Consider the following 24,716-nt stretch of genomic DNA (forward strand, 5'->3'; position numbering starts at 1 on the left):
GCACCCGGCCCCGCCGTTCCATCCGGCCCCACCGCGTCACCCGCCCCGTCGCGTCACCCGCCCCACCGCGTCACGTGGGCGTCACCCGCGCGTCAGTCCGGCGGCAGCGGCGGCGGAGGGGTGGCGGAAGGACGGCGGTCGACGGGGCGGGCCGGCGGGATGACCGGGGCGCGGAAGTCGCGCGGGCCGGTCCACAGCGCCGGGACGGCGTCGCCGCGGCGGGCCAGCTCGTACGCCAGCGCCTCGTAGTTGACCCGCCAGCCGTGGAAGTGCACCCAGGCCTCCTCGGCCGGGCGCTCGCGCGGGAAGCCGGCCGCGGTGATCATCGCGACGGCGCCCAGGTACTCGGCGTAGGTCAGCCGGATCGGGACGTCCGGGTCCGGGTCCGGGTCGAAGTCGAACCGCAGTGAGCGGGCGATGTCGCGCAGGGCGGTGAAGCCGGCCCGGAGCACCAGCCGGGCCTCGGGCGGGGCCGAGCGCGGGCAGAGCGCCAGGTGCAGGGCGGCGGCGTCCATCACGGCGATCAGCCCGACCACCCAGCTGCGGTTGGGCTGGGGGGAGCGGAAGGAGAGCAGCACCGGGTAGTTGGAGTGGCTCTCGCCGATGTCGGCGGCCAGCCGCTCCCAGTCCCGGTATAGCTGGGGGAGCGCGGTCTCGGTGTCCACCAGGGACTGGCGGGCGAGCAGCTCGGGGCCCCAGGCGGGCTCGCCGGCCCGGGACTGCAGCAGCGTCACCTCGGTCTCGCGGCGCTGGTAGGCGGCGTAGAGGGTCGGCAGGTAGGAGATCTGGAGGGCGATCACCAGCGGGCCGCTGGCGGCCGCCAGGAAGTCGATCGCGGACAGGTGCAGCCGCTCGCCGCTGGCGAAGCCGAGGGTGAAGAGGCTGGACCCGGCCTCGCGCACGGCCACCGACCAGCTGAGTTCGGAGGTGCCGTGCAGCAGCAGGGTGTACGCGATCAGCATGCAGCTGAGCCAGACGCCGAGCATGCCCAGCAGCACCAGCGGCGCCAGCCAGGTGAGCGCCCGGTCCTGCGCGTGGTAGCCGCGGGACGGCCCGGCGAACAGCCGCAGCAGCTTGCGCAGCACCCGCCAGAGCCGCATCACCAGTGCCGAGTAGAGCCCGCGCGGAACGACCAGGGTGCGCAGGATGCTGCCGACGACCAGCAGGAGCAGCAGCGCGCCGAGCGCGGTCTGGATCATCCTCATGGCGCCATTCTGGCGGTACGCCGGGACTGCCGTGGCACGCTCCGGGGCGGGTCGGCCGACCGGCGGCGGCCCGGCAGCCGGTGGCCGCGCGTCCGATGCCCGTCCGCCGTGGGCCCGCCGCCCGTCCGCAGCCCGTCCGCTGAGTGCCCGTCGCGGCTCCGTCGCACGAAGTATGACCATGATCACACCGAATCGAGGCTTACGTACTGGCGTTCCCATCGCGTCTACGTGGACGGAGGAATCAGTCCCACGAGCGAATCGGAGACCGGACTGTGCGTGCTCAGCAAGACGGCGCCGCCGAGGAGGAGAGGTCCGGGTGCCGACGGCGCCGGAAGCGTCGCCCCTCCCCGCGGATCGACTACCCGCGCCGAGGCCGGCGCGGGGTCCGCCGCTGGCTCCCGTCCTGGCGGCAGCTGCTGTTCGTGGTCGGGGCGGGGGCGACGGCGCTGACGGGCTGGCTGGTCTGGTTCTACGTCACCACCGCCGTCCCGGAGGACCTGAACGCCTTCGCCACCCAGCAGAACAACGTCTACTACTGGGCGGACGGCACCGAGATGGCGCGGATCGGCCCGACCAACCGGCAGGACGTGCCGCTCGACCAGGTTCCGGAGCCGGTGCGGTGGGCAGTGCTGGCGGCCGAGAACGAGACCTTCTACACCGACCCGGGCATCTCCGTGACCGGCATCGGCCGAGCCGTCGTCCAGATGGTCAAGGGCGGCGACACCCAGGGCGGTTCCACCATCACCCAGCAGTACGTCAAGAACATCTACCTGAACCAGCGCCAGGACATGTCCCGCAAACTCAGCGAGATCGTCATCGCGATCAAGCTGGACGACCGGATGAGCAAGCAGGACATCCTGGCCGGCTACCTGAACACCAGCTGGTTCGGGCGCGGCAGTTACGGCATCGAGCGCGCCGCGGCGGCGTACTACGGCAAGGACGTCTCCCAGCTCGACCCGAGCGAAGGCGCCTTCCTGGCCGCCCTGTTGAAGGGCGCCGGGCAGTACGACCCGGCGGTCGGCCCGGAGAACCGCAAGCGGGCCGAGGAGCGCTGGTCCTGGATCCTGGACCGGATGGTGGAGGTGGGCAAGCTGTCCGCCGCCGAGCGCGCCCGGTACACGGTCTTTCCCGAGCCGAGGCCTCAGCCGAAGTCGGCGGGGCTGAGCGGCCAGATCGGCTACCTGGTCGACATGGCCCGCGCCTACGTGGAGAGTCACAGCGACATCACCCCGGCCCAGCTCGACCTCGGCGGCCACCAGATCCGCACCACCTTCGAGAAGCCGAAGGTCGACGCCCTGGTCGCCGCCGTCCAGGAGGGCAGCGCGGGGATCGACCCGGACAACCGGGAGTCCGACAAGTTCCTGAAGGTCGGCGCCGCCTCGGTCGCCCGGGACGGCCGGATCGTCGCCCTCTACGGCGGCCCCGACTACCTGAAGCAGGGCTTCAACAACGCCAACACCACGACCGTGCCGATCGGTTCGGCCTTCACCCCGGTGGTGTACGCGGCCGGGCTCGGCCAGGGAGCACAGCGCCAGCGGGGCGGCAACCGCACCCCGGTGACGCCCGCCACCACCTACAACGGCGACGACGGGGTGAACGTGATGACCCCGGAAGGGCCGTACTGGGGGCGGGACGGGAAGATCGTCAAGACCGCCAACGACGGCAAGCGGAACTGGGGCAACGTCACCCTGCGGAATGCCGTCGAGCAGTCCGTCAACGGGCCGCTGATGCAACTCGGCATGGACGTCGGCCTGGACCGGGTGCAGAACACCGCCACCGACCTCGGGCTGCTCCCCACCAGCCTGGGCGAACTCGTCCCGGCCCTCGCCGTCGGCAACTCCACCCCCAGCGCCGTCCGCACCGCCGACGCGTACGCCACCTTCGCCTCCGGCGGCACCCACACCGACCCCTACTCGGTGCTCGGCGTCTCCCGCAACGGCGTCCAACTCCCGCTGCGCCTGCCGGCCGCCGCCCAGGCGCTCACCCCGGCGGTCGCGGGCGAGGTGGACGCGGCACTCAAGGGCTCCGTCCGCGACGGGGCCGCCAAGTCGGTCGCCGAGGCGGGCCCGAACCTGGCCGGCAAGCCCGGCACCACCGCGGACCGGACGGCAGGGTGGTTCGTCGGCTACAACGGGCAGCTGTCGACGGCGGTCACCGTGTTCCGCGCGGACCTGAAGGACATGAAGCTCCTCTCCCTCGAAGGCCTGGGCGGCGCCACCCCGGACACCTCCGACGCCGCCCTGCCGACCCGGATCTGGACCGCCTACATGAAGTCCCCGGCCACCCGGTAGCCCCGTCCGCCGCGGGGATCCCTCCCCTCTCCGAACCGGCAGGGGCCCGCGACACTAGGCTGAAGCGGATGAAGATGACGTTCGGGGTGTTGGGCCCCCTGGCGGTCGAGGTGGACTCGGTGCCGCAGGTGCTGCCGCGGGCCACCGTGCTGCGGGGGCTGCTGGGGGCGCTGCTGCTCGCGGAGGGAGAGCGGCTGCAGGTGGGGCGGCTGCTGGACCTCGTGTGGGCCGGGCAGGCGGACCGGGTCGGCCGGGGCGCGGTGCACACCGGGATGTCGCGGCTGCGGACCTGGCTCGGGGGCTTCGGGGACGAGAGCGTGGTCCTGGCCTCCGACGCGCAGGGGTACCGGCTGGTGACCGGGCCGGACGCGGTGGACCTCGGGCGGTTCCGCAGGCTGGCCGCCGGAGGGGACCCGGTCGGGGCGATCGGGCTGCGGCGCGGCCCGGTGTTGGCCGGGCTGGAGCGGGTGAACCGGGCGGACCCGCTGGTCGCGTCCGTGGTGGACGAGGTGCGCGCCACCGTCCTGGCCCTGGCCCGGGCCGGCCTCGCCGCCGGAGCGCCGCGGCCGGCCGTGCCCGCCCTGACGGCGCTTGCCGAGGAGCACCCGTTCGACGAACCCGTGCAGGCCGCCCTGCTGGAGCTGCTGGCGGCGGACGGCCGGGCGGCCGAGGCGCTGCGCCGCTTCCAGGCGCTGCGTCGGCGGCTGTCCGAGGAGCTCGGGATCGAGCCCGGCGAACAGGTGCAGAACGTCTTCCTGACGCTGCTGGCGCAGGACCGCGAGGGCGCCCGTACGAGCCCGGGGTGCGCCCGCGTTCCCTCCCAACTGCCGTGCGACATCCCGGACTTCACCGGGCGGGACGAGCAGGTGCGGCTCGTGCTGGACGCCCTGGCGGCCGGCCGGGTCCCGGTGATCGCCGGCATGGGCGGCATCGGCAAGACGGCGCTGGCCGTCCACGCCGCCCACCGCGCCGCCGTCGACTACCCGGACGGCCGGCTGTACGCCGACCTGCGAGGGGCCGACGAGTCGCCCGCCGACCCGGCCGGCGTGCTGGCCGCCTTCCTGCGCGCCCTCGGCGCCGACCCCCGGGAGATCCCGGCCTCGCTGGAGGAGCGTTCCGCGCTCTACCGCACCCTGCTCGCCGGGCGCCGCGCCCTCGTCCTCCTCGACAACGCCGCCGGGGAGCAGCAGTTGGGCCCGCTGCTCCCCGGCACGCCGGCGGAGTGGGCCTGCGACCGGTCGCAGGCCCGCCCGGCGGTCCTCGTCACCAGCCGCGCCGCGCTCACGGCCCTGCCCGGCTCCCGGCTCGTCTACCTGCACGAACTCGACGCCGCCCACGCGCGGACGCTGCTGAGCCGCATCCTCGGGGAGCAGCGGGTCGCCGCCGAGCCGGTGGCCGCCGCCCGGATCGTCGAGCTGTGCGGCGGCATGCCGTTGGCGGTCCGCATCGCCGGTGCCCGCCTGGCCGCCCGGCCGCGCTGGACCCTGGCCCGGCTCGCCCACCTGCTGCACGACGAACGGCGCCGGCTCGACGAACTGGCCGCCGGGAACCTGGCCGTACGGGCCGGCTTCGCCGTCGGCTACACCCGCCTCGCCGAGCCGACCCGCCGCACCTTCCGGCTGCTCGGGCTGCTCGACGCCCCCGACTTCGCGTCGTGGGCCGCGGCGGCGACGGCCGACATCCCGCCGGAGCAGGCCGAGCGGCAGCTGGAGGAGCTGATCGACGCCCAACTCCTCCAGGAGACCGGCACGGAACCGCACCTGCGCTACCGCTTCCACGACCTCGTCCGGCTGTACGCGCGAGAGCACGCCGAGGCCGCGGACGAACCGGCCGCCCGCGTCGCCGCGCTCGAACGGGCCTTCGGCGCCTGGCTCTGGCTGGCCGAGCAGGCGGCCGACCAGGTGCCCGGGCCGTGCTTCGCGCCGATCCACGGCGCCGCGCCGCGTCACCCGATGCCGTCCGGCGTCGCGGCGGCGCTGCTGGACGACCCGACGGCCTGGTTCGACGCCGAGCAGCCGGCCCTCAACGCGAGCGCCCGGCAGGCCGCCGCGCTGCGCATGGTGCCGATGGCGTGGGAACTCGCCGCCTGCCAGGAGAAGTACTGCGACGTGCGCGGCCTGTACGACGAGTGGCGCACCACCCACCTGGCCGCCCTCCAGGCCTGCCGGGCGGCCGGCGACGGCCTGGGGACGGCCGTGCTCACCCGCGGCCTGATCGAGGTGATGACCTGGACCACCGCGGCCGACGGCTCCGGGGCGACCGTCGACCTGCCGGACGGCACCCAGACGATGGTCGCGCTGGACGACCGGGCGCGACACCTGCGAGGCCTGTTCGAGCAGGCCGGGGAACCGCGCGGGACCGCCGACGCCCTCGTCCTGACGGCCTGGAGCCTGGTGGCCCAGGGCCGCGAGCAGGAGGCCCTGGACGCCGCCCGGCAGGCCCTGGACCTCGCCACCGCCCACGACCACCCGGGCGGCGAGGCCCGGGCCCACCAGATCATCGCCATCGCCTACGGGGAGACGGACCTCGACCGCACGATCGAGCACCTCACCGAGGCGCTGCGGCTGGCGCGGCTGATCGGCAACACCCGCTTCGAGGCGACCGCGATCCAGTTCCTCGGGGCCGCCCACGGCCGGGCCGGCCAGGTGGAGCGGGGCGGCGAGCTGCTCCTGCGCTCGCTCGCCATGGCCCGCTCGCTCAAGGACCGCTACGTGGAGGCGTTCTCGCTGCTCTACCTGGCGATGCTGTACGCGGCCACCGGCGACGACCGGGCCCGTGAGACGGCCGAGGCCGCGCTGGCCATCGCCCGCCGCTTCGACCTGGGGCACCACCTCGCCCAGGCCCTCGGCATCCTGGGGGAGCTGGACCTGGCGGCGGGGGACCACGCCTCGGCGGTCGGGCACCTGGAGGAGTCGGTGCTGGTGTGGCGCGCCCGCGGCTGGCGCTCCTTCCTCGCGGAGGCGCTCCGCGCGCTCGGCCGGGCGTACGAGGCGGCCGGGCTGGCCGAGTCGGCCGCGCGGGTGCTGGAGGAGGCGCGGGAGTTGAGCGAGATCCGGTAGCCCGGCCGGGGCCGTACGGCGCCGGGGCCGTACGGAGTGGCCGGCCGGCGGCCGAGGTTCGCCGTCCGTGGGCCGAGCGGTGAGCGATCGGTAAGCGAACGGTAAGGCGCCCCTGCCTAGGCTCGATCCCCACGGCACAGGACAGGCGTACGCACCCGGCCCCGGCCCGGTCGACGCGCCCGTCCCGTACGCGCCGCATGGGCAGCCGGTCGGGTCCGCGCAGGGGACGGACCCGGCCGGAGGCGCGGCCGGTCGGTGCTGAGCCGGCGCCAGAGCCAGTACAGCTCCGGAGCCAGGGCCAGCTCCATAGCTTGAGCCAGTGCCAGTGCCAGTGCCAGCTCCAGAGCTTGAGCCGCGCCGGAGCATCCGGCGCGGCCGCTCGTGTCCACCCCCTATGATCGCGCCCCGGGGGGAAGGCCGCTGACCTGGTAGGACGCCGGTCGTGTCCGCTCCCTTTCGGCGACGCGGCTCCGCGCCGCCGATCCGACGACCGGGAGACTACGACTCGGTGATACTCACTCAACGCCTGGGCCGCGGGCTGCTGGCCGGCGCCTCGGCGCTCGCGCTGGCACTGCTGCCCGCGGGCCTCGCACCCACCAAGGCGGCCGCCGCCCCGGCCGGCGACGGCTCCGGGCCGACGCCGGTGGACCTCGACACCACGCGTGCCTTCGCGGACACCTTCCAGCTGGACCCGGCCAGGGACACCGACCCGCTGTACGGGCTGAACGTGGGGCTCGAAGCCCGGCAGTCGGTTCCGGCCGGGCAGCACGGGATCTCCTACACCCGGGTCTCCGGCCGCTGGGACACCTCGGTCGCGCCCGACCAGTGGTTCGTCCAGACCAGTCATCCCAACTACCCCAACAAGCTGCTGTTCGCCAAGGGCGTCTCCGCGGTCATGCTCGGTGCGCCGGCCGTCGCGGACGGCACCGGTCACTACACCGTCTCGACGGTGATCGACCCCGTCGTCGGTGACACCGGCGGCAACGACTGGGGCTCGATCGTGCTGAGCCGCAGCCACCGCAGCAACGGCTACGTCACCGGTGGCGACGTCGACCTCGGACTGACCGTCAGCTCGCGCGGCGGGCTCGCCCTCTTCCACGGCGGCGGCGGTGAGACTCCGTTCTGGACCGGCACGGTGGCGCCCACGGCACAGTACGCCGTCTCGCTGACCGTCTCCACCGGGGCCGACCGCGCCGTCACCCTGACGGTGAACGGCACCCCGTTCACCGTCTCGGCGCCGGCCGGGGTGACCCGCTGGCCGGGCAGCGAGTTCCTCTACCTCGGCGCCTACCTCACCAACCCGGACCGGTTCACCACCTTCGGCGACGGCGCCGGCCACGGGTTGAACGTCAGCAGGGTCGACACCGGTGCCACCCGCAGCGCCAAGCCGCTCGTCGACACCTTCGACGGCGCGCCCAACGCCACCGCCGACTTCGGACTCAACCAGGACCTCAGCGCCCGCCAGCCGAGCCTGATCTCCGCGAACTACACCGCCGTCTCGGGCGTCAAGGGCCTGGCCCTCGACCCGCCGGCGGGCTCGGTGCAGGTCAACAGCCCGGCCCAGCCGAACGTGCTCTCCTTCCCCAAGGGCACCTCGGCCGTGCGCCTGAACAAGCCGGCCACCTCGGACGTCCCGACCGGCGCCTACACGGTGCACGCCGTGCTGACCCCGGTGGTCGGCAGCACCTACGGCCAGGACTGGGCCTCCCTCGCCGTCAGCAACGCCTCGGGCGGCACGGGCGCCGTGGACGCCGAGGACGTCGCGCTCGGCCTGCGCGTCCAGGCCGACGGCGGGCTGACGCTCTTCCAGGGCGGCCGGTCGACCGTCCTGCCCGCGGCCCCGGCGGCGGGCTCCTACGAGGTGTCGGTCGCGCTCAAGACGGACGGGCAACGGGCGACCGTCCTGGTCAACGGCGCGACGGTGTTCTCCGGCCGCACCGACGTCCAGCTGCCCCGCGACGGCTACGTCTCGCTCGGCGCCCACCACTCGGCGGCCGGCCAGGTCACCACGGTGGACGACCTGCGGATCTCCATGCTGGGCGGGCTCGGTTACTACGGGTTCTTCGACATCCGGGACCCGGACTCGCCGAACAACGGCGTCAACCACGCGCCGGAGGTGGCGCAGTGGACCAACCTCAACAACTACCTGCGTGGCCAGGACCCCCGCCTGGAGTTCCTGGACCAGTGCCTGCCGGCCTCCTGCGTGATCGACGTCAACCAGGAGACGGTGATCCCGAACTCGCCGGGCGACTGGGCGGTCCACCCGAACCCGGACGCCGCGGAGAACCTCCGCAAGCTGGTGGAGCGCATCGGGCCGAACATCGACAAGATCGCCGCCGTGGACATGGCGGACGAGCCCTACTCGCACGGCATGGCCCCCGAGCAGGTCATGCTGCAGGCCAAGCAGATCCGGGCCGCGTTCCCGGACAAGATGCTGATCATGAGCCTCGACCACTGGAACGCCGAGCAGACCGCGCCGATCCCGCCCGAGGTCGACATCGCCGGCTTCGACTACTACTGCATGAGCCGCGGCCGGCTCCAGCCGCTGCTGGCGAACCTGAAGACGTTCCTCTCCTCGCCGGACCAGCACCTGATGCTCTTCCCGGAGTCCACCAACGAGCGGTACGTCGCCGACAACTGCTACCCCGACAAGACCGACGCGGACGTCGCGGCGTACAACGCCGAGTACCGGGCGCTCGCCGCGCAGGACCCGCGCGTCGTCTACCTGCAGAACTTCCGCTGGCTGGGCCCCGACCAGCCGAACAAGGTGCCGCTGACCGTCGCGGCGCAGCAGCGGATCGGCAGGGCCGTGATCAAGGCCACGCCCACGCCGAAGCCGGCCTCGGCGGCCGTCTACCGGCGGTCCGACGGCAGCTTCGGCGAGGCCGCCCACAACGGCCGGTACACCGGGCAGACCGTGTTCGGCGGCGGCGGCGACGACGTCGTCCCGCTGACGGGCCACTGGAACGGGCCGGGCACCGACACCATCGGCGTCTACCACCGCGACACCGCGACCTTCCAGCTGTCGAACGACAACGCCACCGTGGCCGCCACCTTCCCGTTCGGGATCCCCGGTGACATCCCGCTGGTCGGCGACTGGAGCGGGCAGGGGCGGACCACGGTCGGTGTCTACCGGCCCAGCGACCAGTACTTCTACCTCTCCGACGACAACTCCACCGTCAAGTACCGGATCAGGCTGGGCAACCCGGGCTGGACGCCGCTGGTCGGCGACTGGGACGGCAACGGCACCACCACCGTCGCCGTCTACGACCCGCAGACCCAGATCTTCTACCTGAACGACTCCAACCAGACGGAGAACGTGCGGCCGGGCGTCAAGTTCGGCAACCCCGGCGACATCCCGGTCAAGGGCGACTGGGACGGCACCGGCAAGGAGACCATCGGTGTCTACCGGCCCGGCGACCAGACCTTCTACGGCGCCGCCGAGAACTCCGACCTGGTGATCTACCGCACGAAGTTCGGCAACCCGGGCGACGTCCCGCTGGTGGGCAACTGGGGCTGACGCCTCGTGTGACGTCTGACGGGCGCCCTCCCGACCGCTCCGCGGCGTCGGGAGGGCGCCCTGCTGTTGCCGGCCCTCCAGGGGGAGCCGGTGCCGTCACGGCGTCAGGTGATGTGCCGCAGCAGCGCGGCGACGGCGGGCGGCGCCTCGCCGGGGGGCCGGACGACCATGACCTTCCAGGTCGGGGCGTGGCGGTCGAAGCGGTACTGGGGGAGGTCGGGGAAGCGGTCCGCGATCGACCTGGGCATGATGCAGACGCCCAGGTCGTTGCGGACCAGCTCGGCGGCCGCCACGATGTCGTTCACCTCGAAGGTGGTGCTGCGGTCGACGCCCGCGGCGCGGAAGGCGCGGTCGACGGCGTGGCGGATGGCCCAGCCGGGGGTGAAGTCCACCAGGGGCAGCCGGGCGACGTCGGCGAGGGTGACCTCGCCCTCCGGGGTGGCCCCGGCAAGCACCCGTCGGGGCGCCGCGAGCAGCACCATGGACTCGCGGGACAGCAGTCTGGTGGTGAGGCCGCGCTGCTGCTGGCGGTCGAGCGCCACCACGGCCAGGTCGACGGTGCCCTCGCGCAGCGCCTGGCGGATGTCGGCGACGGCGGCCTGGCGCAGGTGCACGACGACGCCGGGGTGTTCGGCGCGCAGGGCGGCCAGGGCGTGGTGGAGGCCGGCCCAGACGCCCTGCATGGTGCCGACGGTCACCCGGCCGCGCAGCTGCCCGCGGGCGGCGTCGACGGCTTCCCGGGCGAGTTCGGCGGCCCGCAGGGTCGCGCGGGCGGCGGGGACGAAGGCCTCGCCGGCGGGGGTGAGGGCGACGCGGTGGGTGGTGCGGTCGAACAGCGGGGTGCCGAGTTCGCGTTCGAGGGCGCGGACGGTGCCGGACACGGAGGACTGGACGACGTGCAGCCGCCGTGCCGCCGCCGTGAAGCCGCCGGTGTCCGCCACCGCGACCACGACCTCCATCTGCCGCAGATCCATCGTCCACTCCCGGTTGGGCCGTACGCCGCCCGGGGCGGGGCGGCGTGGGCTGTCGATCTTCACGCATCGTATGCGGAGGGCGGTGCCGCCCCCGAGGGTGTGCGGCGGGCGGTGCCCCCGAGGGTGTGCGGCGGGCGGCCCGGCACGCCGCGCCGGCCCGTCCTCGGTTGCTCGCCGCGGGGCCGGGCCGCGGCCGGGCCGCTCCCGGTCACGCGCTCGCGGTGCCGGGTTCGGCGGCCGCGCCCTGGCGGCGTTCGGTGGTCCAGTAGAGCAGGGCGAGCAGGGGCAGGGCGGTGCCGAGGGTGGCGACGCCGCTCCAGCCCCAGGCGTGGTAGACGACGGAGCCGAGTTCGGATCCGGCTGCTCCGCCGACGAAGAACATGGCGATGAAGGCGCTGTTGAGGCGGGCCCGGGCGGCCGGGTCGAGCGCGTAGACGGTGTGCTGGCCGAGGATCAGGCTGGCCTGGACGGCCATGTCGATGAGGACGGCGGCGAGGGCGAGCAGGATGACGCTGTGGCCGCCGAAGCCGGCGAGTGCGAAGGAGACGGCGGCGACGGCGAAGGCGATGCCGGTCATGCGGCGGGTCAGCCCGTGGTCGGCCCAGTGTCCGGCGAACGGGGCGACGGCCGCTCCGGCCGCGCCGACGAGGGCGAACAGGCCGACGCCGACCGCGGAGTAGTGGAAGTGGGGGCCGGTCAGGACGAAGGAGACGGTGGTCCAGAAGGCGCTGAAGGCGGCGAACATCGCGGCCTGGTAGAGGCCGCGGCGCAGCAGCGCGGGGTGGGTGCGCACCAGCCGGACGGTGGAGCGCAGGACGTGGTGGTACGGGATGGTGGTGGTCGGGGCGTGCGCGGGCAGGGCGGCGCGCAGGGCCACGCCGAGGACGGCCATCAGCACGGCGGAGCCGAGGAAGACGGTGCGCCAGCCGGCGAGGTCGGAGACCAGGCTGCTGAGGGTGCGGGAGAGCAGGATGCCGGTGAGCAGTCCGCTCATCACCCGGCCGACGATCCGGCCGCGGGCGTGGTCGGGGGCGAGGCTCGCGGCGAACGGGACGAGGACCTGGGCGACGACCGAGGTGGCGCCGCTGACGAGGGAGGCGATCAGCAGCATCGGGAAGCTGGTGGCGAGCCCGGCGGCGACGAGGGCGAGGGTGGTGACCGTCAGCAGGGCGGTGATGAGGTTGCGCTTCTCCAGCCGGTCGCCGAGCGGGACGAGGAAGAGCATGCCGATCACGTAGCCGACCTGGGTGAGGGTGATCAGGGCCCCGGTGGTGGCGGTGCTGGTGTGGAAGACCCCGCTCAGCGTGGAGAGCAGGGGCTGGGCGTAGTAGAGGTTGGCGACCGTCATGCCGGAGGCGACGGCCAGCAGGGCTATCAGCCAGCCCGGCACGCCGTGGGGGGCGTCGGCGGGTGCGGACCGGCGCGCGGCGGTCGGGAGGTCGGACGAGGCGGACATGGGGCACCTTCTCGAAGCAGTGGGCCGGGGTCGGCCGGCACGGGCGGGGCGGTGACGGCAGCCTCTTCGCTGCCGTCACACAGGTGTGAGCGCCGGTCCGCGCCCGCTGCTTCCCCGTCCGGGACGATGCTTCGGAATGTCAGTCATCTCGATCGGAGATGACCGCGGAAGCCCTGCCGCCGGGCCGTGCGCGGTTTCCGGATCCGGCCCGCGCCGCCCGGGCCCGTCACTTGACCAGGCGGGACCAGTCGGCCGGCTGGGCGGGGTCGAGTTGGCGGAGCTTGTCGAGGACCGCCGGGTCCTGGGCGTCGAGCCAGTCGGCGACCTGGCGGAAGGAGGCGCAGCGGACGCCCTCGCGCTTGCAGACGCTCTTCATCACGTCCTCGACGGCCTTCATGTAGATGCCGCCGTTCCAGTCCTCGAAGTGGTTGCCGATGAACAGCGGGGCACGGCTGCCGTTGTAGACGCGTTCGAAGCCGGCGAGGTAGCTGTCGCGGGTCTCCTTCTCCCAGGTGTCGTACTTCTTGGGGTCGCCCTTGGTGCTTTCCCCGGACTGCTTGGCCAGGAAGTTGAAGTCCATCGAGAGGCTCTGGGTCGACTTCCCCGAGTAGGGGAGCATCTGGAGCGGGAAGTTCCAGATGTCGTCCTTCTTGGTGGGCCAGACCTGGAACTCGCCGGGGGAGCTGGCGTCGTAGCGGAAGTTCGTGGCCTTCTCGGCCGGCAGCAGGTTCTTCTGGCCCTCCAGGCAGGGGGCGCGGCCGCCGACCAGTTCCTTGGTGTAGTCGAAGGGGAGCGGCGGGAGGTCCTTGAAGCCGGTGTTGGTCTTCCAGTTGGTGACGAAGGAGATCGCCTGGTCGAGCTCGCTCTTCCACTCCTCGGTGCTCCACTCGCCGCCGCCCTTGGCGTTGCAGAAGTGCCCGTTGAAGTGGGTGCCGATCTCGTTGCCGTCCTGCCAGGCGAGGCGCAGCTGTTCCAGGGTGTCCTTGATGTGGGGGTCGGTGGCGTAGTCGATGGAGGCGTCGCCGGGCTTGTGCTGCGGGGGCTTGTACAGCGTGCTCTTGGACTTGGGGAGGGTGTAGAGGCCGCTCAGGAAGAAGGTCATCTGGGCGTTGTTCTCCACGCCGAGCTTGCGGAAGCGGGAGAACATGCGCTCGTCGCCCTCCAGTGCCCCGTCCCAGGAGAAGACGACGAACTGCGGCGGCTTCTCGCCCGGCTTGAGCCGCTCGGGCGTGGGCTGCTTGGGCTGCGGGCCGGTGTAGGAGGTGGAGCCGTCGCCGAGCACCTTGACCTGGCCGTCCCAGGTGGCGGTGGGAACGGGCGGCGGCGGGGCCGGGGCCTCGGTGGTGCTGCTCGGGGCGGGGCTGGACGCGGTGGTGCCGGTGGCGGTCGTGGGTCTGCTCGTTGTGTCGGAGCATCCGGTCGCCAGGGCGGAGGCCCCGAGGACCCCCATCGTCAGCAGGATGGCCGAGCCGCGAGCAGTCCGCACGGGACCCCCTTTTCCCTGATCTCTGATCAGAAGTGTTCGGAAGACGATCGACGAATGTGATCATCAGAACATTTTTGAGCGCCAAGGTCGAACCGTTCGGGGGCTGTTCGGCAGTGGCCCGTCCGGCGTGACCGGCGGTGGTGACGACGTCACGGGATCGAGGGGGTCCGGGGGTCCATGCCATTGACAGGGCGCCTCCCGGGTTGAATGCTAAGCAAGCGCTTAGTCAATAATCCGCCTCCCCGAGGAGCCGCCCGATGGCCGAGACCCCCGTCGACCCGCCCGGCCTGGACCTGGCCCGTCTCCGGGCCCACCTGGACCGCGAGCTGCCCGGGATCCTCCAGGGGCCGCTGCGGGCCGACCTCGTCGAAGGGGGCCGCTCGAACCTCACGTACGTGCTGAGCGACGGCACCTCCCGCGCCGTCCTGCGGCGCCCGCCGCTCGGGCACGTCCTCGCCACCGCGCACGACATGGGCCGCGAGTACCGCGTGATGACCGCGCTGCGCGACACCGGCGTCCCCGTGCCCCGCACCCTGCTGCTCGACCCGGACACCGACACCCTCGGCGCCCCCTGGTACCTCATGGAGTACGTCCCCGGCACCGCCCACCGGGACGCCGCGCCGCTGGCCGCCCTCGGCGAGCAGCGGGTGAACGCGCTCGGCACCAGGCTGGTCGACACCCTCGCCACCCTGCACCGGATCGACCCCGCCGCCGTCGGCCTCGCCGACTTCGGGCACCCCGAGGGGTACCTGGAGCGCCAGCTGCGCCGCTGGTCCAAGCAGCTCGCCGCCTCCCGCAGCCGCGAACTGCCGGACCTGGACCGGCTGTACGACCTCCTCGGCCGGCGGCTGCCCGTCTCGCCCGCGCCCGCCCTCGTCCACGGGGACTACCGGCTGGACAACGTCCTGGTCGACGAGAACGACGACATCGCCGCGGTCCTGGACTGGGAGATGTCCACCCTCGGCGACCCGCTCACCGACATCGGCCTCCTGGTGATGTACACCGAACTCGCGGGCGTCGGCGGCGGCATCATCCCCTCCGCCATGACCGCCCCCGGCTTCCCCGAGCCCGACGAGATCGTCTCCTCCTACGCCGACGCGACCGGCCGCCGGGCGGAGGACCTCGACTGGTACGTCGCCTTCGCCTCGTTCAAACTCGCCGCCGTCGCCGAGGGCATCCACTTCCGCTTCCGGCAGGGCCGCACCCTGGGCGCCGGCTTCGAGCGCGCCGGCGAGATGGCGCCGATCCTCGCCCGGCACGGCCTGAGCACCCTCAAGGAGAACTGAGCACCGATGGACTTCGCCTACGACGCCCGGACGAACGAACTCCGCGAACAGCTGCTCGCCTTCATGGCCGAGCACGTGTACCCCGCCGAGCCCGTCCTCGCCGCCCAACTCGCCGACCGGGCCCGCGACCCGTGGGCCGTCCCGCCCGTCGTCGCCGACCTCCAGGCCGAGGCCCGCAAGCAGAACCTCTGGAACCTGTTCTTCGTGGACAAGCACGGCCTGCCGGGCGGGCCGGGCGCGGGCCTCACCAACCTCCAGTACGCCCCGCTCGCCGAAATCACCGGCCGCAGCATCCAGTTGGCCCCGCCCGCGCTCAACTGCGCGGCGCCCGACACCGGCAACATGGAGCTGCTCGCCCAGTTCGGCAGCGCCGAGCAGCGCGAGCGCTGGCTGCGCCCGCTGCTGGACGGCGAGATCCGCTCCGCCTTCGCGATGACCGAGCCCGAGGTCGCCTCCTCGGACGCCACCAACATCGCCACCCGGATCGAGCGGAACGGCGACGAGTACGTCATCAACGGCCGCAAGTGGTACATCACCGGCGCGATGAACCCCGACTGCCGGATCCTCATCGTGATGGGCAAGACCGACCCGGACGCCGAACCGCACCGCCGGCAGAGCATGGTGCTCGTCCCGCGCGACACCCCGGGCGTGACCGTGCGGCGCGGCATGACGGTCTTCGGGTACGACGACGCCGACCACGGCGGCCACGCCGAGGTGCTGTTCGAGGACGTCCGCGTCCCGGTGGAGAACCTGATCGGCGAGGAGGGCACGGGCTTCGCCATCGCGCAGGCCCGGCTCGGCCCCGGCCGCATCCACCACTGCATGCGCGCCATCGGCATCGCCGAGCGGGCGCTGGAGCTGATGTGCCGTCGGGCCAACGAGCGGGTGGCGTTCGGGAAGCCGCTGGCCGAGCAGGGCGTGGTGCAGGACTGGATCGCCGAGTCCCGGGTGCGGATCGAGCAGCTGCGGCTGCTGGTGCTGAAGACCGCCTGGCTGATGGACACCGTCGGCAACCGCGGTGCGCACACCGAGATCCAGGCCATCAAGATCGCCACCCCGCGCACCGTGGAGTGGATCCTGGACAAGGCCGTCCAGGCCCACGGCGCGGCCGGCGTCAGCCAGGACACCCCGCTCGCCCAGCTCTGGGCCGGCAACCGCACCCTGCGGCTCGCCGACGGCCCGGACGAGGTGCACAAGCGCTCGCTGGCCCGCAGGGAGCTGCGGCAGTACCGGCCAGGGCGTGTCTGACAGTTGCCGTCGCCCGCCCGGCGCGAATCGTCGGACACGCCCTTACCCGTAGGGGTGTGACACCGGGGTATTCAGGGACCGGTTGGCCCCCTGGTATGACGGCCGCGGCCCGTCCCCGACCGTAGTGTCCTGCGTGTTCGATCGATCGGAACACGGAGGGGACACCATGGGCATTCCGGGACGGGCCGTGGCGGCGGTGGTACTGGCGGCGGCTGCGGCGGTGGGCACGATCGGCACGGCCGGAGCGGCCACGCCGACCGGCGGCGGCACCGGGACCGACGGCGGCACCGGGCGGCAGGCCCGGGCCTGGCTGCCGGAACCCAGCGGGCCGTACCCGATCGGGACCACCGCGCTGCACCTCACCGACGTCGGACGGGAGGACCCCTGGCACCCCGGACAGCGGCGCGAGCTGATGATCAGCCTCTGGTACCCGACCTCCCACCCGGCCGCCGGCGACGACCGCGCCCCCTACATGGAGCCCGCCGCCGGCCGCCACTTCGACGGCCCGGACGGCGTCGGCCTGCTCAACTACGGTACCGAGCCGGGCCGCACCGACTGGTCGGCCATCCGCACCCACGCCCGCAGGGACGCCCCGGCGCTGGCCGGCGGCCCGCGCCCGGTCGTGCTCTACTCGCCCGGCCTCGGCGACCCGCGCACCTGGGGGACGGCGCTGGTCGAGGACCTCGCCTCACGCGGCTACGTGGTGGTCACCGTCGACCACACCTACGAGGCCTCCGAAGTCGCCTTCCCCGGCGGTGACCTGGCCCCCTCGGTGCTCCCCGGCATGCTCGGACAGCCCGGCCTGGACATCGGCGCCGTGCTGCGCAAGGCGATGGACACCCGGGTGGCCGACACCCGCTTCGTCCTGGACCGACTCGCCGGGCTGGGCGGGCGCCCCGGCCTGCCCACCGGGCTCGCCGGGGCCCTCGACCTCGGCCGGATCGGCATGGTCGGCCAGTCGGCGGGCGGCTTCACCGCCCTGCAGACCATGCACGACGACCTGCGGATCACCGCCGGCGTCAACATGGACGGGCAACTGCACTTCCCCGGCCCCGACGGCCACACCGGCGTCTTCCTGCCCAGCGTCGCCGAGGACGGCCTGGACCGGCCGTTCCTGCTGATGGGCACCGGCAGCGACGACTCCGGCAGCTACCGCGACCAGCCCGGCTGGAACGCCCTGTGGCAGCACAGCACCGGCTGGCGCGCCGACGTCACCCTCACCGGTTCCCGCCACGGCTCGTACACCGACGGCCAGCCGCTGCTGCCGCAGCTCGCCCGGCAGGGCGTGCTCAGCGCCGAGCAACTGCGCAAGGACGTCGGCGACATCCGCCCCGGGCGCGCCGAACTCGCCACCCGCTCCTACGTGGCGTCCTTCTTCGACCGCTGGCTGCGCGGCCAGGACGACCACCTGCTGGACGGCCCCTCGGCGCGCTTCCCGGAGATGGCCTACGAGCGGTAGTGGGCCGGGGCGGCGGCGGGCGCAGCCGCGGCGCCGCCCCCTCCCGGACGAGCCGCGGACGAGGAGCCCGTGCGCGCGCCGGTGAATTGCCGTCAAGGCCTCCTCACCACCAGGAAACCGCGGATTTCCGGAGCCCGATTTCCCCGTTCCATTCAGTGAATGGCTACACGCGTCGACAGCTTTTCATCAACACTGCTTGACCTGCTTGGAAACCGCTTGACCTGCTTGGACGCGCTTCTTAATCGTTCCTTACCCTACGCCGTTGACCGGTGTTCATCAGCTCTGCTTTCCTTCTTGCCACGCAGGCGGCAAAACGCCGACGGGCAGTCAATTCCGGTGCCCGAACGACATTCGACCGGAACCCGCCCTGACGGAATCCGCCGCCGGCCCTTCCCCACAAAGGGATCGTTCCCGGCCCCCTGGGCCGCGGGACGATCGGCAGAAGAGAGGCACCCTCACCCATGGGTCACTCCCCCAGGACAGGACGCGCGAGGTACGCGGCGCTCACCGCGATCGCGTCGCTCGCGCTCGCCGCCGCCGGCTTGGCCGGCGCGGCCGCTCCGGCCTCCGCGCAGGACGTCTCCAGCTCGCAGGGCAGCTCCACCAACGAGTTCAACCCCTGGAGCCCGCAGAACGGCCACCCCTACCGGCACGGCGCGGTGCCCGGCATGTCCCAGCACGAGAACTACAAGAAGTGGCTCGCCGCCCACAACCAGGCCGCGGCGACGGGCCAGCAGACGCTGTCGTACGGCGGTGGCGTCGACGGCATCGGCGTGCAGAGCGGGCACTCCAAGGTCTACCTGGTGTTCTACGGCAACCAGTGGGGCACCCAGAGCACCGACGCCAACGGCAACGCGAAGTTCTCCAACGACTCGGCCGGCGCCGCCGGTGCCACCCAGCAGATGTTCAAGGGCATCGGCACCAACGGCGAGACCTGGTCCGCCGACCTGACCCAGTGGTGCGACGGCCCCAACGTCGCCACCGGTGCCGTGAGCTGCCCGTCCAACGCCAACTTCATCCCGTACCAGAGCGGCGGCGTCCTGTCCGGCGTCTGGTACGACAACGCGGCCGCCTCGCCGAGCCAGGCCAGCGGCAACCAGCTCGCCCAGGAGGCCGTCAAGGCCGCCGGCCACTTCGGCAACACCACCGCCGCCGCCAACCGGGACGCGTACTACATCGTCCTGTCGCCGCACGGCACCAACCCGGACGACTACCAGAACCCCACCACCGGGTACTGCGCCTGGCACGACTGGAACGGTGACACCACCCTCACCGGCGGTGCGGCGAGCTCGCCCTACGGCGACATCGCCTTCTCCAACCAGCCGTACAACATCGACGCGGGCTCCAACTGCGGCGTCGGCTTCGTCAACTCGCCCGGAACGCTGGACGGCTGGACGATGACCCTCGGCCACGAGTGGCACGAGATGATGTCCGACCAGAACCCGGCCGGCGGCTGGACCAACCACGTCTCCGGCAGCAGCTACAACGGCCAGGAGAACTCCGACGAGTGCGCCTGGATCCAGCCCGGCAGCACCGGCGGCGCCGCCAACATCTCCTTCGGCTCCTTCGGCAGCTACGCCGAGCAGGCCAGCTGGTCCAACGACACCAACTCCTGCGCGATCTCGCACGCCATCCTGACCCACGGCAACACGGTCACCGTCACCAACCCGGGCAACCAGAGCGGCACCGTCGGCACGGCGGCCAGCCTGCAGATCAACGCCACCGACTCGGCCACCGGCCAGACGCTGAGCTACTCGGCCACCGGCCTGCCCGCCGGCCTGTCGATCAACTCCTCCACCGGCCTGATCTCCGGCACCCCGACCGCCGCCGGCACCTCCAGCGTCACGGTCACCGCCACCGACGGCACCGGCGCCGCCGGCAACACCGCCTTCACCTGGACCGAGTCCACCACCGGGGGCGGCGGCAACGCCGTCACCAACGGCGGGCTGGAGAGCGGCAGCCTGACCGGCTGGACCACCGCCGGCAGCGCCTCCGCCACCACCTCCGCCGCCCACAGCGGCAGCTACGGCGCGATGGTCGGCTCCACCGGCCCGACCGGGGACTCCTCGATCGCCCAGACCTTCACCGCGCCGACCGGCTCCAGCAAGCTGTCCTTCTGGTACAGCAACACGTGCAACGACACCGTCACCTACGACTGGGCCACCGCCACCCTGAAGGACAACACGACCGGCACGACCACCACGGTCCTGGCCAAGACCTGCACCACCGTCGGCACCTGGACCAACAAGACGGCGACCGTCACCCCGGGCCACAGCTACACCCTCACCCTGAGCAACCACGACGACAACTACCCGGGTGACCCGACCTACACCTACTACGACGACGTGACCGTCTCCTGACCACCGTCGCGCCGAACGCACCGGGGTGGGCCCAGCGCCCGCCCCGGTGCCGTTTCCGGCCCGGGGACCGTCCGGCGGATCCGAACCGGCCGCCGGTGCGTCGAACCGGTGCCCCTGGAACAACGGCCGCCGGAACAACGGCCCCTGGAACAACGGCAAGAGGAACCACCGTGAATCCGAGAAGACCCGCCGCCCTGGCACTCGCCGCCGCCCTGCTCACCCTGACCGGCTGCGCCTCCACCGGAACGGGCCCGTCGACGCCCGCCACCACGTCGGCCACCCCGGGCCCGGCGACGGTCACGGTGGACGAGCACGCCGACCGCACCACCGTGCGGATCGCGGTCGGCGCGACGCTGACGCTCGCGCTCCACAGCACCTACTGGTCCCCCGCCACCAGCTCCGCCCCCGAGGTCCTCGCCCCGGACGGCGTCCCGAGCACCGCCCCGTCCCCGTCCTGCCGCCCCGGCGGCGGCTGCGGTACCGTCACCGCGGACTTCACCGCCCGTGCGGCCGGCACCGCCCGCCTCACCGCCACCCGGACCTCCTGTGGGGAGGCCCTCAACTGCCCGCCCGAGCAGCGGACTTACGAGGTCACGGTGGACGTCGAGGGCTGAGCGCCGACCTTCGCCCGGCGCCGGTGCGTCCACCGGGAGCGCCGTCCCCGCCAGTCGTACGCCGGTGGCTGTCGGCCCGTACACGTCCGGGCGGTCGTAGGGGCGTTCCGACGCGCCGAAGGCCACTGTCCGTCACATGAAATTCACAAACCGGGGTCTACCCGCATAGACAGTGGTAGGCCATTCTGATGCGATGCCGGTCCCCGGAGCCCGGGGGTCGAGTCGGAGGCACGCCATCCTCACCGGGAGATGCAGATGAAGCCACGCACCGCAGCCACCGTCGTCGCCCTGGCCCTGGCGGGCCTCGCCCTCTCGGCGCCCACGGCCGGCGCCAGCGGTACCAAGCTGTCGCAGTCGGCGGCCGCCAGTCAGTTGAGCGGCGCCGGCATCACGTGGAGCTCCAGCGGCGGCTGCACCACCAGGTCCAACTCCACCTGCACCTCGTTCGACCAGATCAACTCGGGCACGGTGAGCGCCATGATCACCCTGAAGCAGGCCAGCGGCTGTGCCATCAACATCACGGGCGGGACCGAGGTGGGCCACGCCGCCGGCACCTACAGCCACTACAACGGCTACAAGGTCGACGTCTCCCGCAGCTCCTGCATCGACAACTACATCCAGAACAGCTTCACCTACATCGGCTACCGGGGCGACGGCTACCCGCAGTGGAAGGCCGCGTCGGGCAACCTGTACTGCAACGAGGGCAGCCACTGGGACATCCTCGTCTACTGACGCCGAGCCGTCCTGCTTCGACGAGACCGTGAACCTCCTGCGGGCCCGCGCCTTCACCGCTGGACTCCGGTGAAGGCGGACGACCGGTCGGCCAACCCCGCCTCGCGAGGCCGGGCGGGCCGACCGGTTGCCGCTGCCCCGCTGCGGTGGTCCCGTGTGAGGGCCCCTGCACGTGAGCCTCTACGCGTCGGCGTCGGCCTCGGCCTCGGCGTTGGCCTCGATCGCGGCCTCGGCGACCCACGTGGGCAGGGCTTCGCGGCAGGCCAGCCACGCCGTTGGGACGTCCGTCAGGCCGGTGCGGGCGGCTACCACTCCTCCGGTGATGGCGCAGGTGGTGTCCACGTCACCGAGCCCCTCGGCGGTGGTCCACAGGGCGTTGGTGAGGCTGTCCAGGTGGTGAGCGGCGGACCACAACGCGAACGGGACGGTGTCGCTCGCCCGGATCCGCTGCCCGTTGCCGAGCAGATCGGCCGCGTGCCAGGGCTCGGTGTCGGCGGGCAGGTCGGCGGCCCGGCTCACGCCATCGCGGACCGCGCCCTGCGGGGTGCGGTCCGCGACCTCGGCCAGTAGCCCGGCGCCGACGGGTGAGGGCCCGGAGCGGCCCCGGGCGGCCAGGGCCGCCGCGAGGGCGACGGCCACCGCTCCGGCGACGCCCTCGGGATGGGCGTGGGTGACCTCCGCGGACAGCGCCGCCTGCTCCGCCGCCTCGTCCAAGTCCGCGGAGAACCAGGCGCCCAGCGGGGCCACCCGCATCGCCGCGCCGTTGCCGAGGCTGCCCTGACCGTTGAAGAGCCCGTGTGCCTCGGTGCGCCAACTCGCAGGGCGCTCGGCCAGCTTGGGCAGCAGCGCGTGCATCCCGTGTCCGTATCCGCGGCCCGGATCCGCCCGGTAGTTCGCCGCGAAGGCCTGGGCGAGCCGGTCCTGGTGCACGGCGTCGAAGGCGGTCAGGACGCCGAACACCGACAGGGCCATGGCGGTGTCGTCGGTCCAGTGCCAGGGGCCTTCCTCCGGGGTCCGCCGGGCCCGGATCTGTTCGAACGCCTCCTTCGGTGAGCGGAACAGGGGGAACCAGCGCTCCCCGAAGCCGTCCCCGAGGGCCAGACCCTCCAACGAGTCGAGAGCGGCGGAAAACGATGTCATCCCCACATCCTGGCAGTGGTCGTGGGCCCGCGCAGCCGGATTTCCGGCCGCACGGGCGGGAGCCGCGCGGAGGGTCAGTCGCCCAGGACGGCGATCCGGCCGGTGGTGAGTCCGGCGGCGACGCGATGGACGGCGTCCGCCGCGCCGGCCAGCGGCACGCGGGCGCTCACCAGGGGCCGGACGGCGCCCCGTTCGGCGAGCCTGGTGAGCTCGTCGTGGGCGGTGCGGACGGCGCGCGGGTCGTGGGTGTTGTAGAGGCCCCAGTGCAGGCCGAGGATCGAGTAGTTCTTCACCAGGGCGTGGTTGAGCGCCGGGGTGGGGGTCCGCCCGCCGGCGAAGCCGACCACCACGATCCGGCCCTCGAAGGCGACGCACCTGGCGGAGCCGGTGTAGGCCTCGCCGCCGACCGGGTCGAAGACCACGTCGGCGCCGCGCCCCTCGGTGGCCTCCTTGACGGCGGCGACGAAGTCCCGCTCCCGGCGGTCCACCACCAGGTCGGCGCCGAGCGCCCGCGCGGCCCGCGCCTTCGACGGCCCGCCGACCACGGCGATCACCCGCGCCCCGGCGGCCCGGCCGAGTTGGACCGCCGCGCTGCCGACCCCGCCGGCCGCCGCGTGCACCAGCAGGGTCTCGCCGGCCCGCAGCCGGGCCCGGCGGTGCAGCCCGAACCAGGCGGTCTGGTGGCCGACGTGCAGGGCGGCCGCCTCGGCGTCGTCCAGCGCCTCGGGCGCCGGGAACGCGGCGTCGGCCTCCAGCAGCGCGTACTCGGCGAAGGCGCCGTGCGGCAGCACCGGGTTGCCGATCAGCCGCTCGCCCTGCCGGGCGCCGTCCACCACCTCGCCGCACAGCTCCACGCCGGGCGTGAACGGCAGCGGCGGGCGGACCTGGTACTGCCCGCGCACCATCAGCGCGTCCGGGAAGTTGACGGCCGCCGCCCGCACCCGGACCAGCAACTGCCCCGGCCCGGGCACCGGCCGCGCGACGTCCTCCGCCAGCCGCATCACCTCGGCGGGCTCGCCGAGTTCGGCCACCTGCCAGGCCCTCACAGCACTTCGCTCCTCTCCAGTCCCTGCTGGAGCCGGTTCATCCCGGCGAGCCAGCGGTCCGGCTCGGTGGCCCGGACGCGGCAGTAGTCGGCGACCTCGGGGTGCGGCAGCAGCAGGAAGCGCTCCGCGCGCATCCCGTCCAGCGCCGCCTCGGCGACGTCCGCCGGGTCGAGCGCGGTGGGGGCGAGCAGCGCCTCGCCGACCGCGCCGGTGGAGGCGAGCAGGTCGGTGCGCACGCCCTGCGGGCAGAGCGCGTGCACCCGCACGCCCCGGTGGCGGTAGGTCGCGGAGAGCCACTCGGCGAAGGCCAGTGCGCCGTGCTTGGTGACGGAGTACGGGGCGGAGCCCAGCATGGTGAGCAGCCCGGCGGCGGAGACGGTGGCCAGGAAGCGGCCCTCGCCGCGCTCCAGCCAGCGGGGGAGCAGCAGGTCGGCGGCCCGGACGTGGGCCATGACGTTGACCTCCCAGGCGCCCGCCCAGGCGGCGGCGGGCGCGTCGGCCCCGCCGGCCGGGGCGACGCCCGCGTTGGCGCACCACACGTCGATCTCGCCCAGCTCGGCGCGGGCTCGCCCGACCAGCTCGGCCAGGCCCTCGGCGGAGGCCGCGTCCCCGGGCAGGGCGGTGCCCGCGCACTCCTTCGCCACGGCGCGGGCGGCCTCGGCGTCCAGGTCGTTGACCACCACTCGGGCGCCGGCCGCGGCGAAGGCCCGGGCCAGCGCGGCGCCGATGCCCCGGCCGCCGCCGGTCACCACCACGCCCCGGCCGGCGAACTCCTGGCCGTCCGGCACCTGGTTGTCCGGCGCCTGGCCGTTCGGCGTGGGGCCGTCGAGTGCCCCGGTG

The 24,716-nt window shown here is 73.4% G+C and carries 16 protein-coding genes; 9 read left to right on the forward strand and 7 right to left on the reverse strand.

Annotated elements, in window-relative coordinates; genetic code table 11:
• Positions 1-92 precede the first annotated feature (92 nt).
• Positions 93-1,205: a hypothetical protein gene (locus tag ACWDBB_RS27395; RefSeq protein ID WP_449792140.1), complete on the reverse strand. Its 1,113-nt coding sequence runs from the start codon at positions 1,203-1,205 to the stop codon at positions 93-95.
• Between the two features lie 272 nt (positions 1,206-1,477).
• Here ACWDBB_RS27395 and ACWDBB_RS27400 point away from each other — a divergent pair, with 272 nt between their 5' ends.
• The 3 genes from ACWDBB_RS27400 to ACWDBB_RS27410 all read left to right on the forward strand — a co-directional run bounded on the left by ACWDBB_RS27400 (position 1,478) and on the right by ACWDBB_RS27410 (position 10,075).
• Entirely contained in the window at positions 1,478-3,496 is a 2,019-nt protein-coding gene (locus ACWDBB_RS27400; RefSeq protein ID WP_449792141.1) for a transglycosylase domain-containing protein, read from the forward strand.
• A 68-nt stretch (positions 3,497-3,564) separates the two neighbouring features.
• Complete coding sequence (locus tag ACWDBB_RS27405; RefSeq protein ID WP_449792142.1) at positions 3,565-6,555, forward strand: ATP-binding protein; 2,991 nt, start codon at positions 3,565-3,567, stop codon at positions 6,553-6,555.
• 508 nt (positions 6,556-7,063) lie between these two features.
• Positions 7,064-10,075 (forward strand): hypothetical protein, encoded by a 3,012-nt coding sequence (locus ACWDBB_RS27410; protein WP_449792143.1) that lies wholly within the window; start codon positions 7,064-7,066, stop codon positions 10,073-10,075.
• Positions 10,076-10,179: 104 nt separating this feature from the next.
• Here the strand turns inward: ACWDBB_RS27410 and ACWDBB_RS27415 are convergent, their stop codons facing one another.
• The 3 genes from ACWDBB_RS27415 to ACWDBB_RS27425 all read right to left on the reverse strand — a co-directional run bounded on the left by ACWDBB_RS27415 (position 10,180) and on the right by ACWDBB_RS27425 (position 13,955).
• The gene (locus tag ACWDBB_RS27415; protein WP_449792144.1) at positions 10,180-11,112 is read right to left on the reverse strand and encodes a LysR family transcriptional regulator; all 933 of its coding nucleotides are present in this window, start codon (positions 11,110-11,112) and stop codon (positions 10,180-10,182) included.
• A gap of 145 nt (positions 11,113-11,257) precedes the next feature.
• A complete protein-coding gene (locus tag ACWDBB_RS27420; protein WP_449792145.1) occupies positions 11,258-12,505 on the reverse strand; it encodes an MFS transporter in 1,248 nt (415 codons plus the stop codon).
• A gap of 226 nt (positions 12,506-12,731) precedes the next feature.
• On the reverse strand, positions 12,732-13,955 hold the full coding sequence (locus ACWDBB_RS27425) for a hypothetical protein (protein WP_449792163.1): 1,224 nt from the start codon (positions 13,953-13,955) through the stop codon (positions 12,732-12,734).
• A gap of 293 nt (positions 13,956-14,248) precedes the next feature.
• Between ACWDBB_RS27425 and ACWDBB_RS27430 the strand changes: the two genes are divergently transcribed.
• The 6 genes from ACWDBB_RS27430 to ACWDBB_RS27455 all read left to right on the forward strand — a co-directional run bounded on the left by ACWDBB_RS27430 (position 14,249) and on the right by ACWDBB_RS27455 (position 21,690).
• Positions 14,249-15,277: a phosphotransferase family protein gene (locus tag ACWDBB_RS27430; protein ID WP_449792146.1), complete on the forward strand. Its 1,029-nt coding sequence runs from the start codon at positions 14,249-14,251 to the stop codon at positions 15,275-15,277.
• Positions 15,278-15,283: 6 nt separating this feature from the next.
• Positions 15,284-16,525 carry an acyl-CoA dehydrogenase family protein gene (locus ACWDBB_RS27435; protein WP_449792147.1) on the forward strand — a complete coding sequence of 414 codons (1,242 nt, stop codon included), beginning with the start codon at positions 15,284-15,286 and terminating at the stop codon, positions 16,523-16,525.
• 166 nt (positions 16,526-16,691) lie between these two features.
• A complete protein-coding gene (locus ACWDBB_RS27440; protein WP_449792148.1) occupies positions 16,692-17,984 on the forward strand; it encodes an alpha/beta hydrolase family protein in 1,293 nt (430 codons plus the stop codon).
• 461 nt (positions 17,985-18,445) lie between these two features.
• Positions 18,446-20,344 (forward strand): putative Ig domain-containing protein, encoded by a 1,899-nt coding sequence (locus tag ACWDBB_RS27445; RefSeq protein ID WP_449792149.1) that lies wholly within the window; start codon positions 18,446-18,448, stop codon positions 20,342-20,344.
• Between the two features lie 170 nt (positions 20,345-20,514).
• Complete coding sequence (locus ACWDBB_RS27450; protein WP_449792150.1) at positions 20,515-20,958, forward strand: hypothetical protein; 444 nt, start codon at positions 20,515-20,517, stop codon at positions 20,956-20,958.
• A 255-nt stretch (positions 20,959-21,213) separates the two neighbouring features.
• On the forward strand, positions 21,214-21,690 hold the full coding sequence (locus ACWDBB_RS27455) for a hypothetical protein (RefSeq protein WP_449792151.1): 477 nt from the start codon (positions 21,214-21,216) through the stop codon (positions 21,688-21,690).
• 180 nt (positions 21,691-21,870) lie between these two features.
• Here ACWDBB_RS27455 and ACWDBB_RS27460 read toward each other — a convergent pair whose 3' ends face one another.
• The 3 genes from ACWDBB_RS27460 to ACWDBB_RS27470 form a co-directional block, all read right to left on the reverse strand.
• The gene (locus ACWDBB_RS27460) at positions 21,871-22,830 is read right to left on the reverse strand and encodes an ADP-ribosylglycohydrolase family protein (RefSeq protein WP_449792152.1); all 960 of its coding nucleotides are present in this window, start codon (positions 22,828-22,830) and stop codon (positions 21,871-21,873) included.
• A 74-nt stretch (positions 22,831-22,904) separates the two neighbouring features.
• Positions 22,905-23,876, reverse strand: a complete 972-nt coding sequence (locus ACWDBB_RS27465) for an NADPH:quinone oxidoreductase family protein (RefSeq protein ID WP_449792153.1) — start codon at positions 23,874-23,876, stop codon at positions 22,905-22,907.
• Positions 23,873-24,664, reverse strand: a complete 792-nt coding sequence (locus ACWDBB_RS27470; RefSeq protein ID WP_449792164.1) for an SDR family NAD(P)-dependent oxidoreductase — start codon at positions 24,662-24,664, stop codon at positions 23,873-23,875. The genes ACWDBB_RS27465 and ACWDBB_RS27470 overlap by 4 nt, the downstream gene beginning before the upstream one ends.
• Between the last annotated feature and the right edge of the window lie 52 nt (positions 24,665-24,716).

Source organism: Kitasatospora sp. NPDC001095 (genome assembly GCF_053598615.1).